Raw genomic sequence first — 15,627 nt, 5'->3', positions numbered from 1 at the left:
AATAATAGCTAACCCTACTTTTCCAATCTTCTTTCCTATTAAAAAGAACCGATTCCGACGATCCAAATCTCTGGTAGTCTCCCCTCCCCCGCGGGCCGTAAATCCCAAGGTCCAAGATACTCTCATTAGCAAGAACTCTGTCTGGTTGCCGTTGCCCCGCCTCTGGCGTTGTGCTATAGTAATTTCCTGTCTTTCCAATCGGAACGGCTGACTATGATCCATGGAGGTAACTGATTTTGACGGAACCAAATCAAAGTGCCTATCTGGAAGAAGTGTCTCGTCTGCGCCACACAACGGAGGAAATCCGGGTGCAGCGGGAACAGTTGGACCAGGTGCCCCGTTACCGCGGGGATGATTACACCGAACAGGTCCTGGAGGGGATCCGGGAAGAGAATCGCCAGCAATTGGCCCGGATTGCCGATGAGCCTTACTTCGGAAGGCTCGATTATCAGGAGCGGAAAGCCCAGGAGCCGATGCCGCTCTACATTGGCAAAAGAGGGCTGGAGCATTCCAAGGGCGGGCCGCTGCTCGTCATCGACTGGCGCGCTCCGGTGGCCGAGCTCTACTACTCCTTCACCGGGGGAGAGGATTCGGCCAGCTATGAATCCCCGGATGGCACGATCGAAGGCGACGTTCATTTAAAGCGCAACCTGCTCATTCGGCAGGGAGAGCTGCAGCGGGTCGTCGATGCCTACGTACGCGGGCAGGAAGGGACGGGCGGGGCTGTCGCGGACGAATTCCTGCTCTATCGGTTGGGAGAAAACAAGGACAACAAGCTCCGGGACATCGTCTCCACCATCCAGGCCGAGCAGGACCGCATCATCCGCGCCGACCGCAACAAAGCGCTGGTCATCCAAGGGGTCGCGGGAAGCGGCAAGACGACCGTCGCCCTGCACCGCCTTGCATTCCTGCTTTATCGGTACCGCGACAGCATGCGCGCCGAGCGCATGATCATCTTCGCGCCCAACCGCATGTTCCTGGACTACATCTCCGGTGTGCTTCCTGAGCTGGGCGTCGGCCACATCAAGCAGACCACCTGGGCGGATTGGACGCAGGAGCGTCTCCAGGACAGCCTGAAGCTGACCGATGCTTCCGCTTCCTATGAAGAGCATTTCAAGCTGCGAGATGCATCGGGGAAAGCCGCTTCTGCTGCCCGGAAGGGCAAAGCCCGCGCCAATGAAGCCGATGCCGCTCCCGACTCCGGCGAACCGCCGGCAGGCCGCTTCAAGGGCTCGCTTGCTTTTTACGAGCAGGTGAATGATGCCCTGGATCGGTATGAGACGGCCTTCTTGCCCGACCTCGCCTACAGTCCCTGGGAAGGCAAGGTGCTGAAAGCGGCCGAGATTCGCAAGTGGTTCTACGAGGACCTGCGCCACTACCCGCTTCAGAAGAGACGGGAACGTGGCGAAGCGCGCATCCGCCGCTGGCTGGAGATGCAGTTGGACGGCATCGCCGATCCCAAGGTGCGCAAGGACCGCAAGCAGAAGGCGACCGCGAAGCTGAAAACCTTCCTGAAGCAGTGGCCTTCTCTTACGCCGCTCACCTTCTACGCTATGCTGTTCGAGCCACAGGAAGCTTCTGCCGTCCCGCCAGGCATCGCGCAGACAACCCTCAAGCTGTTGCGTAAGAAAACCGTTACCGAAGAGGACCTTGCTCCTCTCACGCATATTCATAACCGCTGGTACGGCGTAGACGGGAACGATCGCTTCGATCACGCCGTAATCGACGAAGCACAAGACTTTTCTCCGTACCAGCTGGCGGTGCTCCGCCAAATGGTTCCGACCGGGTCCTTCACCATCCTGGGCGACTTGTCCCAAGGAATTCACGACTACCGGGGCATTCATCAATGGGAGGAATTCCTCAACCAGTTCCCGGAGGAGCAGCAGGGTTTCTACCGTCTCAGCCGAAGCTATCGCTCGACGACGGAGATCATCGAATTCGCCAATGCCGTTCTGACGAACGGCGGGCTTGGCGATTCGCTCGCCGTCCCGGTCTTCCGGACCGGTGAACCGGTCGGCATCCAGCAACTCGCTTCGCAAGAGGAACGGATGCAAGCAATCGCCTCCTCCGTATCCGAGCTTCTGGCTGCGGGCGGGCTGAACACGATCGCCGTCATCACCCGCACCGCGGAGGAAGCCGAAGAAGCCCATGCCTATCTGCTCCAGCAGGGCATGAGCGCAAACCTGATTCATACCGGTAATCTCCGGTATGAAGGCGGTCTCTCGGTCGTCCCGGTCTATTTGGCCAAAGGCCTCGAATTCGATGCGGTCCTCCTTACGGATGTAGACGACCGCCATTACTTGGCAGACAGCCGGGACGCCAAGCTGCTATACGTGGCCTCCACCCGGGCTTTGCACCGGTTGGTGGTGCTGCATACCGGCGCTCCCTCTCCTCTGCTGCCGTCGTCAGATGCCCAGATCGGATAGTACAGCAAGCAAGGGTGGAAGACCAGATCCGCTAGACTAGGCTCTCTTTTCTCGATCTCACGCAAAAAGCCAACTGCTCGCAGGCGCGAAGCGCAATCGATCCTCATCCATCGATCGCGCTTCGCCCAAGGGAAGATCCCTTCCCCTGCGAGTGCTGGCTTTTTTCTACATTCCCAGCCATTTGCGGAACAACCGCTTCGTGGTGTCTTTGTTCATCTCGGCGATGGAGGTCGTGAGCGGAATCTCCTTCGGACAGGAACGCACGCAGTTCTGTGAATTGCCGCAACCCTCGATTCCCCCGTCCTCCATCAGCGCATCGAGCCGCTCATGCTTGTTCATCTCCCCGGTCGGATGGGCATTGAACAAGCGCACCTGGGAGATAGCAGCCGGCCCGATGAAGGTCGAGCGCTCGTTCACATTCGGGCAGGCTTCCAGGCATACCCCGCAGGTCATGCACTTGGACAGCTCGTAGGCCCACTGCCGCTTGGCTTCCGCCATGCGCGGTCCCGGCCCGAGATCGTAGGTGCCGTCGATCGGAATCCAGGCCTTCACCTTCCGGAGCGCCGAGAACATTCGCCCCCGGTCGATGACGAGGTCCCGCACAATCGGGAAGGTCTTCATCGGGGCGACCCGGATCGGCTGCTCCAGCTTGTCGATGAGTGCGCTGCATGCCTGGCGGGGCTTGCCGTTGATCACCATCGAGCAGGCGCCGCACACCTCCTCCAGGCAGTTGGACTCCCAGCAGACCGGCGCCGTCGGCCCTCCCTCGGCATTGATCGGGTTACGCTGGATCTCCATGAGTGCGCCGATGACGTTCATGTTCGGCCGATAAGGAATATCGAACTCCTCCGTGTATGAGGGCGATTCCGGGTGATCCTGACGGGTGACGATCAGCCTCACGGTTTTCCCGGAAGCTTCGGCGTTAGGCACGGGCGCTGGCATCTCGTTTCCCCTCCTCTTTCTTTTTCTTGTCGGTCGTGTAGTCCCGCTTGCGCGGGGTGATGAGCGACACATCCACCGGCTCGTACTCGATCACGGGGCCGTCCGGTGTATAGCGAGCCTTGGTTGTCCGAAGGAAGTTCTCGTCGTCGCGCTCCGGATAGTCCGGCTTGTAATGAGCGCCCCGGCTCTCGTTGCGCAGCAGAGCGCCCAAGGTCATCGCGTGGGCCAACTCCAGCATATTCCCCAGCTGGCGGGTGAAGGCGGCGCTCTGGTTGCTCCACCCGGCCGTGTCGGACAAGCCAACCTTGCGGTACCGCTCTTTCAGCTCGCCGAGCTTGTCGATCGTCTCCTCTAGGCGCTTGTTGTAGCGAACCACCGTCATGTTTTCCGTCATCACATCGCCGAGCTCCCGGTGGAGCTGATAGGCATTTTCCTTGCCTTCCATGCGGAGCAAAGCCTCGTAGGCTTCAACCTCGCGCCGGGTCTCCCCGTCAAACAAGCGGCTGGACAGCTCCTCAGCCGTTCGATCCAGCCCTTCCATGTATTCGATGGTTTTCGGTCCCGCCACCATCCCTCCATAGATGGAGGAGACAAGGGAGTTCGCTCCCAGTCGGTTGGCTCCGTGAATGGTGTAGTCGCATTCCCCTGCCGCGAATAGGCCGGGAATGTTGGTCATCTGGTTGTAATCAGCCCAGAGGCCGCCCATCGAGTAATGCACGGCGGGGAAGATCTTCATCGGAATCTTGCGCGGATCCTCGCCCATGAACTTCTCGTAGATCTCCAGAATGCCGCCGAGCTTCACGTCCAGCTCCTTCGGGTCCTTGTGGGTCACGTCGAGGTACACCATATTCTCTCCGTTCACCCCAAGCTTCTGGTTTACCACCACTTCAAAAATTTCACGAGTAGCGATGTCCCGCGGCACCAGGTTGCCGTAAGCCGGATACTTCTCCTCAAGGAAGTACCAAGGCTTCCCGTCCTTGTAGGTCCAGATGCGTCCGCCCTCACCCCGTGCGGATTCGGACATGAGCCGCAGCTTGTCGTCGCCTGGAATCGCCGTCGGGTGAATCTGGATAAACTCCCCGTTGGCGTAATAAGCCCCTTGCCGATAGACGGCCCCCGCCGCCGTTCCCGTGTTGATGACGGAGTTCGTGCTCTTGCCGAAGATAACCCCGTTCCCCCCGGTCGCCAGAAGAACGGCATCCGCCGGGAAGGTTCGAATCTCCATGGAGCGGAGGTCTTGCGCCGTGATCCCGCGGCAGACGCCCTCGTCATCCAATACAGCGGAGAGAAACTCCCAGAACTCGAACTTCGTCACGAGCCCGGCCTCTTCATGCCGCCTCACCTGCTCATCGAGCGCATAGAGGAGCTGCTGGCCGGTTGTCGCGCCGGCATAGGCGGTGCGTTGATACTTGGTTCCCCCGAAGCGGCGGAAATCGAGGAAGCCCTCCGGCGTCCGGTTGAACATGACGCCCATGCGGTCCATCAGGTGGATGATACCCGGCGCCGCCTCGCACATCGCCTTCACCGGCGGCTGGTTTGCGAGGAAATCTCCCCCATACACCGTGTCGTCAAAATGCTCCCACGGCGAATCGCCCTCTCCCTTCGTGTTCACGGCCCCGTTGATACCGCCCTGCGCACATACAGAGTGGGACCGCTTGACCGGGACGAACGAGAAGAGCTGCACCGGCACGCCCGCTTCGGCTGCTTTTACCGTGGCCATCAAGCCGGCCAGTCCTCCGCCTACGACAATCAGCTTACCCTTAGCCATCCTCGTCACGCCCCCTTCCCATTAAATGCTGCAGCGGCCTGCTCGAATTCGGAACCGGTAAAGGCGTTCATCGTCAGGATAAACATCACCGCCATCACCAGGAAGAGGCCCAGCCAGATGTAGGCCGAAACCCTTTGCGCGCGCGGCCCTACGGTGATGCCCCAACTGACGAGAAACGACCACATCCCGTTCGTAAAATGAAACGAAGCGGCCAGCGTCCCGATCAGGTAGAACGCATACGAGACAGGCTGGGTCAGAATCTCGTGCATTTGGACCCCTAGCTGCTCGTGTGTCACATGACCCAGCGCGAGCTGAATTCGCGTTTCGTAAACATGCCAGCCAATGAACACCAGTGTAATGACACCGGTTACACGTTGCAGCATGAATAGAATGTTACGGGCGTAGCTGTATTGCCTTACATTGTTCTTCGATGTAAACGCCACATACAAGCCGTAAACCCCGTGATACAAAATCGGAAGCCAGATGAACAAAATCTCCATGCCAAGCAGAAGGGGGAGCTTGTTGATCCATTCGATCTTACTCTGAAACCCCTCCGGCCCTTCGTTATACGCGGAGTAATTCGTGATGAGGTGCTCCAGCAAGAAGAACCCCACCGGAAAAACCCCGAGTAACGAGTGGATCTTGCGGTAGTGATACGAATTCCCTTTCATGAACCCGCGCCCCCAATCTCCCTTGGTTGATCATTATTCACATGACTGTCATAAAAAAATAATGTGGTGTGACTATCCTCATAGTAACCGTTTTCCACTACGATTGGAAATGTCATTCTGGTATAATCTGTTATACCAAAACGGCATAAGCGGAGGGGTTCTCGTGAAGGATTGGGAGATTATCGCCCATGTCGTCGAACAAGAAAGCGTGAATCGGGCCGCCGCGGTGATGCGGCTCTCACAGCCTGCCCTGTCGCGAAAAATCATGGCGCTTGAGGAGGAACTCGGGGTGCCGCTGTTTGACCGGGAAGGCAAACGGCTTCGCCTGACCCACGCAGGTAAAATCTATTACGATTTTGCGGTAAAAATGCGTACCCTTGACCAAGAGCTGCAGGAATCTCTTCTTCGGCTGCGGGAAGGACCGATTCCCTCGCGCCTAACCCTCGGCGCCAGCCTTACGACGCTGCAGACGACACTTCCCGATCTTCTGACGGGGTATGCGGAGGCCTTTCCCCAGACGGAAATTCAGGTGGTGACAGGGAAAACCCACGAAATCCTCACGCTCGTCAAGGAGAAACGCGTGGATCTCGGACTGATTGCTTCCCTCGCGGAGCATGACGGCGTCTGGTCGGTGCCGCTCTTCGACGATCACCTTGCGCTGGTTCTCCCCGATGGGCACCCCTTGACCCGGCAGAAGTCGATTGCCATCCAGGAGCTTACCGGCTTGCCAATGCTGCTCTTCTCACGCGGCACCTGGTTTCGTCGGCTTGTGGACGAGCTCTTTGAAGCCCACGCACTGAATCCGGAGGTTCGGATGGAGATCGACTCGTTCGAGGCGATCGTCCGGCTCGTCCCTTCGCTTGGAGCCGCTACCCTGCTGCCGATGTCTTACCTGCGGCGCTCGCTGCTGGAAACGGGGGGACTCGCCGTCCGGCAGTTGCCGGAGCTGACCCGGGCGAAGCGAACGACCTCGCTCGTCTTCTTCGACGAGGCTGCTGCCTCCTCCAGATGGAGGCCCTTGGTCGAGAAGGCGCGGGAAAGACTCCAGCGGATCGTGAATCCGCATCCTCCCTCCCCTTGATCCTATTCAAAAACGCCTGATCCTTAGAGCCACGACCCCCTCCCGCATCGGGGCAGGGGAACGCGCTTCTGAAGGAGCAGGCGTTTCTTTGTTATCCCTGCAAGGCGGATCGATCAATCCGCATGCAGCATCTTCTTCACAGCTTGCACATAAGCACCCGGCTCTTTCCCATAGGGAACGTCGAGCTGTACGGCGTAACCGGGATGGCCCTCTCTCCTTGGAAGGAGTGCAGTGATTGAAGCTTCCGGACGTTCCATCCCTTGCTCCTCCGCGCTTCTCGTTATCAACTGGAGGAACAGATGCCCGTTGCCGAGCGGGCTGATCAGCTTCTCTCCTTCGTTGGAGGTTCCGATCCAGCGGCCTGCCTCGTCGTACCGGTCATCGACCTGACCAGACGTGATTTCCTTCCAGGTGCCGAGGACCTCCCCCGTCCCCGCGTCCCGAAGCGAATACAAGCGCTTCATCTCTCCCTTTGTCTCCTGCTCGGAGGCAAGAATGCCTTCGGGCAGCGTCCACGTCTTCTCCTCGCCCTTCACTTGAACCTTCAAGGTGTTCTCGGGCTCCTTGCCCGGCAGGCGGAAGGGGTCCGGTACAAAATCGGCCCGCTTGATCAGGGCGCTGAAGCCGCCGGGGCCGCTCACCCGATAAAAGTCACCTTTTCCAGCGAGGCTAACCTCTTCTTGAATCATAAGCGAGCTTGAGGTCCCCTCCTTTAGCGGCTGCCCCTGCGGGTCATAGAACTTGCCGTTGTAGCGAAGAGTACCCTCGCGAGCAGCGGATGCCGAATAGTCCGCAAGGTCGGCTTTGTTCATCCAGCGATTGCCGTACTCTCCTGCGTCATAAAGACGGAACTCCACCATCGCCCAATCCCTGTACTCCGCCACTACCTTGACGACTCGGCCTCCCTCAAGCGGAAGCTCTTCGCTCGGAGCGCTCGATTCAGGATAGAGGAAGAGCGGGCGCCCCGCTTTGGGAACGAGCATAAGCCGCTCGGGAGATATACCCATTACTTGCCTGGCGGCCTCTGTCAAGTACCAGGCCGGCAGCCAACCGCTCATGCCGTCCGCTTCAATCTTGACGTACTCCTCTACCTGCTCGGTGACCTGATAGGCTCGGTCGGTTCTCGTCAGCAATGCGGCTGTCATGGCCACGCTGTCCGGTCGGTCTTTGGCACGCCAGCGCAAAGCGGTGGTGTAGCTTTCTCCAATTTTAACCCCGAAAGTAGGCGGAATTTGATCAACCAGTCCTTCTCCCGGCTTCAGAACTACTCCTCCACCGGTTGCCGTTGCGGTGGGAGATGGAGCAATCGGCGAGACCGATGATCCGCTTTCCCCCTCTGAAGCAGAAGGCGCTGGAAGGTCCTCCCCTTTCTCACAGCCAGCCAGTGACAAACCCATGATCAAGGTGAATCCGACGATCCCGATTTTCACACTACGTCTCATGTCCTCGTTCGCTCCTCATCCCGGGTCTCCAAGAGACCGTCAGGAAATATCTTCCTGATTGGATAGACGGTGCAAACCGAGCCGAGGTTGCGAATCGAAACCGCTGCTCTTTACCCCTTCAAGCGGAAGGTTCGGGAACCGAAGCGAGCGAGACCGGCAAATGCAAGGAGCAGATAGACGATCGTCAATAGCCAGATCACGGCAGCGAAAGCCGCCATTGTCGAGACGAGCAGCGACAGCATCACCACCACCATACTGCCGATTGAACTGATAATCAGGAAAAATGGATTCTTCACGTTCATTTCCGTTGAATAAGGCTGGCAAAAATAATAGGTGGCGAGCGGGTGGAGCGTAAAGTAGACACTGAGTCCAAAGCAACCGGCTGCAAGGAAAAGGAGGTCCGTCGTAAAGGGGATGCCCGTAACCAGAAGAACCAAGGCCGTCCCGAAGACGAGCACCGCCGTCAACTGCAGATTGTACCGGAGGAGCCGACCGAATCGAATGCGAAAATGCTCCAGCACAGCAGGGCGGGATCGATAGAACGAATAGCGCAGCAGGCTGCGGTCGCAGTTGTAGAACAGCGACTTGACATACTGCTCCCCGAGAAGCAGGAACGACATCCCGATAAGAAGGGGAAGCCGAATCGCCTTCACTTCTTGCAAGAGGAGTCCGGCATCACTCGAAGTCGGATGGAAAGCCGCAAGCAAGCCCGCCCCGATGAGTAGAACAACCAGGACCATCAGCCTCTTTTGAAAAGGCTTCAGGAGAACCTGCCGGTATCGGGTATGAAACAGTGCATTCAAGTAACGCAGACCCCGAAGCGAGGAATAAGCCTGTCCCTTACCCGCCTCCAGCACGAGATCGCCTTCTTTTACTCGGACGGACTCCACCTGGGAATCGCGCATCATCCGGCCCATATCGAGCAGCGGCTCATCCTGCTTCGTCACCGCATCGACCGCCGCCTTGTAATTCGAGTAGCGCCAGAGAAAACGAGCGCACCCCGCCGCCAGAACAACCACAACGGCCAGAACGAGCCCGTTAAAGAGTACCGAGCCGATCTCGAAGGCACTGTCACGAGCGAGGATCAAGGGAGCAAGGGTTAAGACGATTCCTGCGATGATCCCGCTCCAGGTGAGCCCCATTCGTTTGACGAGGATAACCCCGGAGCGATCGAACACCACCAGGTGCAGCACCTCTATCGCAAGCCGCCAGCCTGTGACCAGAACAGCCAACTGCAGCCCCCTTCCCGTCGGAGCGTCCAGCCAGGAAGCAGCAGCCATCAGAACGACCGCGTATTGAATGAAAAAGAACAGGTAGCGCAGCGTCAGGTTCATGCGCATATACAGGGTCGCGGGTACTCGCATGAGCTTCACCATCAAGTACTTGTCCCTTTTCGGCTCCAGTACGATCGCATTCAAGAACACGCTCACCCCAAAGCTGAGCATCAGGAACACAAACAGGAACCGGCCCCATACAGCATCCACTGGCAGCCCGGCTGTTCCGGACTCCTTCGCCAAGGCGATCAAGAGCGCCACATACAAGCCCTTGCCCACAAAACCGCTCAACACGACAGCGAATCGAGCCAAGAGGCCCAATACCTGCTTTAGAGGCAAAGAGCGGTACACCGCATCCGGCAGAAGCCGGCCGATAAGGGGAATTCTTTTTATGTAATAGAGGATTCGGTTAGCGCCCGCCGAAGCTCGAATGGCCCAGATGGCTCGAAGGCCCTTACCCATGGCTCTCCTCCTTCAACAGCTCCACCAGCTCCGCTTCAAAGCCCTTATCCTTCAGCCGTTCCGCAGCAATCGGCGTCAAGGTCCCCTTGTTCAGCAGTACCGCATCGTCACACAGCTCAGCTGCCAATTGAAGAAGGTGGGTAGAGAAGATGAGGATGTGGTCCTTCTTGATATCGAGCAGCAGCTGCTTCATCTCGTGCGCCACCACCACATCAAACGAAGTGAGCGGTTCATCCAGCAGGATCACCGGAGGCTTTGCAATCAGGAAACACAAAATTTGGATCTTGTTCTTCATCCCATGGGAATAGTCCTTGATCAGCCGATAGCGGTCTTCCTCCGACAAGCGAACCAGATCGAGGTAGCTCTCGGGGGTCTGTCCCGCCTTGGCTGCGTTCGGATGCAGGTCCATGTAAAAGCGTACAAATTCGTACCCGGTGAGAAACTCCGGCAGGATCGGCAGGGAAAACACATACCCGATGTCCTCGGGCTGGAGCTCCCGCGACAAGCCTTGGCTGTCCTCCAGCAGAACCTTCCCGCCGTCTGCCCGGATTTCCCCGCTTAAGCAGTTGAAGAGCGTAGTCTTCCCTGCTCCATTTCGTCCGAGCAGCCCATAGATTCTCCCTTGTTCAAAGGTGTACTGGAGGTTGTCCAACACCTGCTTGCTGCCGAAGGATTTTTCCATGCCTGCGATTCTCAGCTTCATGGTCACGACTGTGCATTCTCCCTTCTCTAGGCTAGAGCATGTGCAAACACGCACTAGGCTTTTTCCCCTTTCTACGCAATCTCGCTGCAATGGTTTCTTCCGCTTCCCATCCGCTCCCTTTTCTTGGTTATAGGAAAAGAAAAGCAGCCCGCCGTCGCTCAATGTCGACTCCAGGCTGCTCTAGTCCGTCTTCCCCTGTTAGTTGCCTACCGCTTCTTCGAAGCTTTCAATCTGATCGTTCATGCCGATAACGACCATGATGTCATTCTCGTCCACAATGTCGTCCGCGCTGGGGGCAATGCTCACCTTGCCGGACTTGTTGAAGAGGGCCACCACGCTGCAGCCGTAACGGGCGCGCGGGTTCAGCTGCCGCAAGGTTTGGCCCGCAATGCGGGCGGTAGCCCGAAGCTCGGCAATCGTGTACTCGGACGACAACTCGATGTAATCGAGCAGGTTGGGCGACCCGAGCTGATGGGCAACCCGAATGCCCATGTCGCGCTCCGGAAAGACGACCCGGTCGACGCCGATCTTTTCCAGCACCTTGCCGTGGATTTTGGAGACGGCCTTCGCCACGACCATCTTCACGCCGATGTCCTTCAGCAGAATCGCGGTCATGATGCTCGCCTGCACATCGCTGCCGATCGCGACCACGCCGCAGTCAAAGTTGCGCAGACCGAGGGAGCGAAGCACCTCTTCATCGATCGCTTCCGCTACAACCGCATGGGTGAGGTAAGGACTCATTTCACTTACGCGCTCTTCATCGCGGTCGACGCCCAGCACCTCATACCCAAGCTGATACAGCTCCCGGGCCAGGCTGGCGCCGAACCGTCCCAGTCCGATGACCGCGAATTGATTTTTCCGCATGTCTTATCTTCCTCTCGCTATCATTCATCTTAAGGTGATCCCGTCCTCCGGATTGGGTTCAGCAGAACCGGAGAATAGACTCCAGCCTTTGCCAACCGTTATAATAATCAGGAAGACACTGCGTAATGACCATGAAGGAGGAACCGATTTGTTCTCAATTCGCTTGAACCGCAAGCTCCTCATCCTGGCGCTGGTCGGCATCGTGCTCTACTTCTCCGTATCGGCCTGGTATGCGACGAAGGGGGAAGACAACCCGGACACGCTGCCGCCCACTCCAGCCGTGACCAAGGAAATCGCGGAGAAAACAGCACTCGACTGGTTTGAGCGCGAGGTTGGCGGTACCGCCCGCGTAGAGGAAGTCGTACATACCGTAGAAAAGCAAGCCCAGGTTTACCTGGAAAAGAACAAGCTTACGAAGCAATACGAAGACGCCTACAAGGACCTGTTTCCCCTGGAATATTGGAGGGTGGGCCTAGTCGCAGATAACGGCAGCCGCCTGTACCTGCGGATCGGCCTGGAGGAAAACCGAGTGTTCGGCATTCTGTCCCCGAAGCCCCACAGCGAATCAGCGATTGTCTTGAAGACGCAGCAGCCTGATGAGTTGTTCGCGGAGCTCGGCTATTCTCCCCAGGATTATCAGATCAAGGTCTTCCGAAATCAAGACAAAACCGAAGCGGTTTCCCCCACCTTCCGCTTCGAACCGCTTCAGCCGACAATCGGAGAGGCCAAGCTGGTTGTCGACTATTCGACAGGTCCAGACGGCATCACCCAGATGGTTCCCTCTCTTCAGCCGCCTGCGGAGTTCCTGAGCTGGCTCCATAAACAAGATACGGGAGCCGGACTCTACAGCATGCTCTATATGATCGGAGCCTTCACCTTCGGCATCGTCGGACTCATTCTCATGATCCTGAAACGCAAGAACGCAAGCTTCCGCCGCGGCATCCTGTTCAGCCTGGTCTTTCTAGCCGCGATCAGCATTCATACCTATAACAGCCTTCCGGCTCAGAGAGCCAGCGTCGGAGTGAGCGAATCCGGCCTCATGAGCGATTCCTTCCTCGCCATCGTCAGCATCGTGCTCTATGCGCTGCTAGCCGTCTCCCTCTACTTCAACGCCGTATCAGGCGATGTGCTCTGGAAGGAGCGAGGCTGGAAGCCTTGGCCAAGCTGGAAGGATGAACGGTTTGGCCAGCATGTGTACGCCAGCATGGGGCGCGGCTACCTGCTCTGCCTCTTCATCATGGGTGTTCAGCAGGTGCTGTTCTTGTTCGCCTACAATGCATTTGATACGTTCTCGGTCAATGATCCGTCGCAATCGATGGAGAATCTCTATTGGCCTTGGGTTTTCCCAACCTTGGCCTGGTATGCAGGGATTGGGGAAGAAATCGTGTTCCGTCTCTTCGGCATATCCTTGTTCCGCAAGATTTTGCCGAACGGCCGCAACAAGGTCAGCCAGCACCTGATTCGCTTCATCAGCGTGCTGCTGCCGACCCTCATCTGGGCCGCCGGGCATGCAAGCTATGCGTTCTATCCGAACTACACCCGCCTGTTCGAGGTGACCGCACTCGGCCTGATCTTCGGGTACATTTTCCTGCGGTACGGCCTGTACACGGCGATCTTCGCTCACGTCTCCATGGACGTCATTCTGATGGCCCTGTCGTACATGGTCGGTGTGCGCACGCCGGGATCGATCGCACTGGGACTCTTCTACATGGCGACGCCATTCCTGGTCGCCGCCATCATCCTGTTCCTGCACAAAACCTTCTGGCGAAAGCCCCCAGCTACTCCAGATTCTCTGAATCCAACTCCTGATCCAAGTCCTCATTCGGATTCAATTCCGATTCCGACGCTGTAGGTTCCTCCTGTCGAAGATGACGGAGGATCGTGCTTGCCAGCTTATCCCCAATTCCGAGAGGCCGAAAGTCATCGACTGCGGCCTCTCGGATTTTTTTGAGCGATCCGAAGTGCTTGAGCAGCTGCTTCCGCCTCTTTTCCCCGATGCCGGGAATCGAATCGAGCTGGGAGACAACCATCGACTTGCCGCGGATCTCACGATGGAAGGTAATCGCAAAGCGGTGCACCTCATCTTGAATTCGCTGAAGCAAGTAAAACTCCTGGCTGTCGCGCGGCAGCGGCACCACCTGAGGCGGGTCGCCGGCCATCAGCTCAGCCGTTTTGTGCTTCGCGTCCTTGACCAGGCCGCAGACCGGCAGATACAGCCCGAGTTCGTTCTCCAGCACATCGGCCGCCGCTGCGATATGGCCTCGCCCGCCGTCGATGACGACGAGATCGGGAAGCGGAAGGCCTTCCTTCCGCACCCGTTCGTATCGCCGCCGCACCACCTCGCGCATGGTCTCATAGTCATCCGGGCCTTGTACGGTTTTGACCTTGTATTTGCGGTATTCCTTCTTGTCCGGTTTGCCGTCGGTGAACACGACCATGGCGGAGACCGGGTCGCTGCCCTGGATGTTCGAGTTATCGAATGCCTCGATGCGCCGAATCGGACCCGTGCCCAAGTAAGCGCCGAGATTCTCCACGGCTTTGACGGTCCTCGCCTCGTCCCGCTCGATGAGGCGGAACTTTTCGTCAAGCGAGACCCGCGCATTTTTAACCGCCATGCTGACCATGTTCTTCTTCCGGCCCCGCCGCGGAATATGCAGCTTGACGCCCAGCCACCCTTCAAGCGTCTCCTTTAGATCACTCGAACTGCGCACGGCGCCTTCCGCCCCCGGTGCGTTCTCTTCCTCGCCAGCCGAGCCGGCTGCTGCACTCGCTTCTTCCTCCGCCTCATCCTCCGGCTCGGCGTCAATGAGCTCATTCGCTTCTTCAATGGCTCGCTTCGTATCGGCTTCGGAGGCGGGTTCCCCCGTTCCTTCCGAGCTTTCGTCAACGCTCGCGGGTTTATCGGCTTCTTCGGACTCGGACTCGATCTCGACCGTTCCGGGAGCAGCCGGAAGCAGCACCTCCTTCGGGAGGGCGGGGTTGTTGCTGTAGAACTGCGTGACGAACGACAAGAAATCATCGTACTCTTCCCCGTAATAAGGGAAGATGGAGGCATGGCGCTCGATCATTTTCCCCTGACGCATGTACAGGATCTGCACGCACATCCAGCCCTTGTCGACCGCATAGCCGAAGACGTCCCGGTCCAAGCGATCGGCCGTGGTAATCTTCTGCTTCTCAACGACCGCGTCGATACTGGCGATCTGGTCGCGAAACTCGCGCGCCCGCTCGAATTCCAGGTTTTCCGCCGCCTCGTGCATCTTCTTCTCGATCTCCTTGCGGATGTCCTGATGCCCGCCGCCAAGAAAGCGCTGGATATCGGACAGCATCGAGGCATACGTCTCCGGCTGCACCTCGTATTCGCAAGGAGCGAGGCATTGCCCGATGTGGTAATAGAGGCAGACCTTCGGCGGCATGGTCCGGCATTTGCGCAACGGGTAAAGCCGATCCAGCAGCTTCTTCGTCTCGTGCGCTGCATAAGCGTTTGGATAAGGGCCGTATACCTTCGCCTTGTCCTTGCCCACCGAGCGGGTCACCTCCAATCGGGGGTGCTCTTCGTTCGTGATCTTGATATAGGGATAAGTCTTGTCATCCTTGAGCAGCACGTTGTAGCGAGGAGAGTGCTTCTTGATCAGGTTGCACTCGAGAATGAGCGCCTCCATGTTGCTCGCGGTGACGATATATTCAAAGTCCCGGATTTCGCTGACAAGTCGTTGGGTCTTGCCGTCATGGCTCCCGGTAAAGTACGAGCGGACCCGGTTTTTGAGCACCTTCGCCTTGCCGACGTAGATGATCTTGCCCTCCTCGTTCTTCATCAGGTAGCAGCCCGGCTGATCCGGCAAGAGAGCGAGCTTGTGGCGAACCGTTTCCGGTACGGATGCGATCATATGTTCACCTCTTTCTCATAAAAAAGAGCAGGGGAATCGTCCGGCTTCACCGCCAGTGTCCTCCGCCTGCTCTCGTGCGATAGAGAGCCGTATGCCTACAGGCACACAGC

11 protein-coding genes are annotated in these 15,627 nt (G+C 57.9%); 3 read left to right on the top strand and 8 right to left on the bottom strand.

Translation table 11 applies throughout. From position 1 onward, the window contains the following. Nucleotides 1-236: 236 nt before the first annotated feature. The gene (locus AAFN83_RS15865; RefSeq protein WP_347771051.1) at nt 237-2,426 is read left to right on the top strand and encodes a HelD family protein; all 2,190 of its coding nucleotides are present in this window, start codon (nt 237-239) and stop codon (nt 2,424-2,426) included. A gap of 165 nt (nt 2,427-2,591) precedes the next feature. Here AAFN83_RS15865 and sdhB read toward each other — a convergent pair whose 3' ends face one another. The 3 genes from sdhB to AAFN83_RS15850 are packed head-to-tail and all read right to left on the bottom strand — an operon-like array spanning nt 2,592 to nt 5,807. After that, nucleotides 2,592-3,368, bottom strand: coding sequence for a succinate dehydrogenase iron-sulfur subunit (gene sdhB, locus AAFN83_RS15860; protein WP_347771050.1), 777 nt, complete (start codon nt 3,366-3,368; stop codon nt 2,592-2,594). After that, the gene (gene sdhA, locus AAFN83_RS15855) at nt 3,349-5,136 is read right to left on the bottom strand and encodes a succinate dehydrogenase flavoprotein subunit (RefSeq protein ID WP_347771048.1); all 1,788 of its coding nucleotides are present in this window, start codon (nt 5,134-5,136) and stop codon (nt 3,349-3,351) included. Before sdhA ends, sdhB begins: the two co-directional genes overlap by 20 nt. A gap of 5 nt (nt 5,137-5,141) precedes the next feature. Continuing rightward, the gene (locus AAFN83_RS15850) at nt 5,142-5,807 is read right to left on the bottom strand and encodes a succinate dehydrogenase cytochrome b558 subunit (protein WP_347771046.1); all 666 of its coding nucleotides are present in this window, start codon (nt 5,805-5,807) and stop codon (nt 5,142-5,144) included. Between the two features lie 163 nt (nt 5,808-5,970). Here AAFN83_RS15850 and AAFN83_RS15845 point away from each other — a divergent pair, with 163 nt between their 5' ends. Continuing rightward, nucleotides 5,971-6,888 (top strand): LysR family transcriptional regulator, encoded by a 918-nt coding sequence (locus AAFN83_RS15845; protein WP_347771044.1) that lies wholly within the window; start codon nt 5,971-5,973, stop codon nt 6,886-6,888. A 113-nt stretch (nt 6,889-7,001) separates the two neighbouring features. Here the strand turns inward: AAFN83_RS15845 and AAFN83_RS15840 are convergent, their stop codons facing one another. The 4 genes from AAFN83_RS15840 to AAFN83_RS15825 form a co-directional block, all read right to left on the bottom strand. Beyond that, nucleotides 7,002-8,330: an SH3 domain-containing protein gene (locus AAFN83_RS15840; RefSeq protein WP_347771042.1), complete on the bottom strand. Its 1,329-nt coding sequence runs from the start codon at nt 8,328-8,330 to the stop codon at nt 7,002-7,004. 110 nt (nt 8,331-8,440) lie between these two features. Beyond that, nucleotides 8,441-10,066: a hypothetical protein gene (locus tag AAFN83_RS15835; RefSeq protein ID WP_347771040.1), complete on the bottom strand. Its 1,626-nt coding sequence runs from the start codon at nt 10,064-10,066 to the stop codon at nt 8,441-8,443. Further along, nucleotides 10,059-10,769 (bottom strand): ABC transporter ATP-binding protein, encoded by a 711-nt coding sequence (locus tag AAFN83_RS15830; RefSeq protein ID WP_347771247.1) that lies wholly within the window; start codon nt 10,767-10,769, stop codon nt 10,059-10,061. The genes AAFN83_RS15835 and AAFN83_RS15830 overlap by 8 nt, the downstream gene beginning before the upstream one ends. A 198-nt stretch (nt 10,770-10,967) precedes the next feature. After that, nucleotides 10,968-11,633, bottom strand: a complete 666-nt coding sequence (locus tag AAFN83_RS15825) for a potassium channel family protein (protein ID WP_347771038.1) — start codon at nt 11,631-11,633, stop codon at nt 10,968-10,970. Between the two features lie 148 nt (nt 11,634-11,781). Here AAFN83_RS15825 and AAFN83_RS15820 point away from each other — a divergent pair, with 148 nt between their 5' ends. After that, on the top strand, nt 11,782-13,485 hold the full coding sequence (locus AAFN83_RS15820) for a CPBP family intramembrane glutamic endopeptidase (protein WP_347771036.1): 1,704 nt from the start codon (nt 11,782-11,784) through the stop codon (nt 13,483-13,485). Here AAFN83_RS15820 and uvrC read toward each other — a convergent pair. Beyond that, a complete protein-coding gene (gene uvrC / locus AAFN83_RS15815) occupies nt 13,412-15,517 on the bottom strand; it encodes an excinuclease ABC subunit UvrC (RefSeq protein ID WP_347771034.1) in 2,106 nt (701 codons plus the stop codon). The genes AAFN83_RS15820 and uvrC overlap by 74 nt on opposite strands. Nucleotides 15,518-15,627: the final 110 nt, after the last annotated feature.

This window comes from Gorillibacterium sp. CAU 1737 (assembly GCF_039888655.1).
GTDB lineage: Bacteria > Bacillota > Bacilli > Paenibacillales > NBRC-103111 > Gorillibacterium.
The sequence above is the reverse complement of the archived record's forward strand: the minus strand, read 5'-3'. Positions and strand labels throughout refer to the sequence as shown.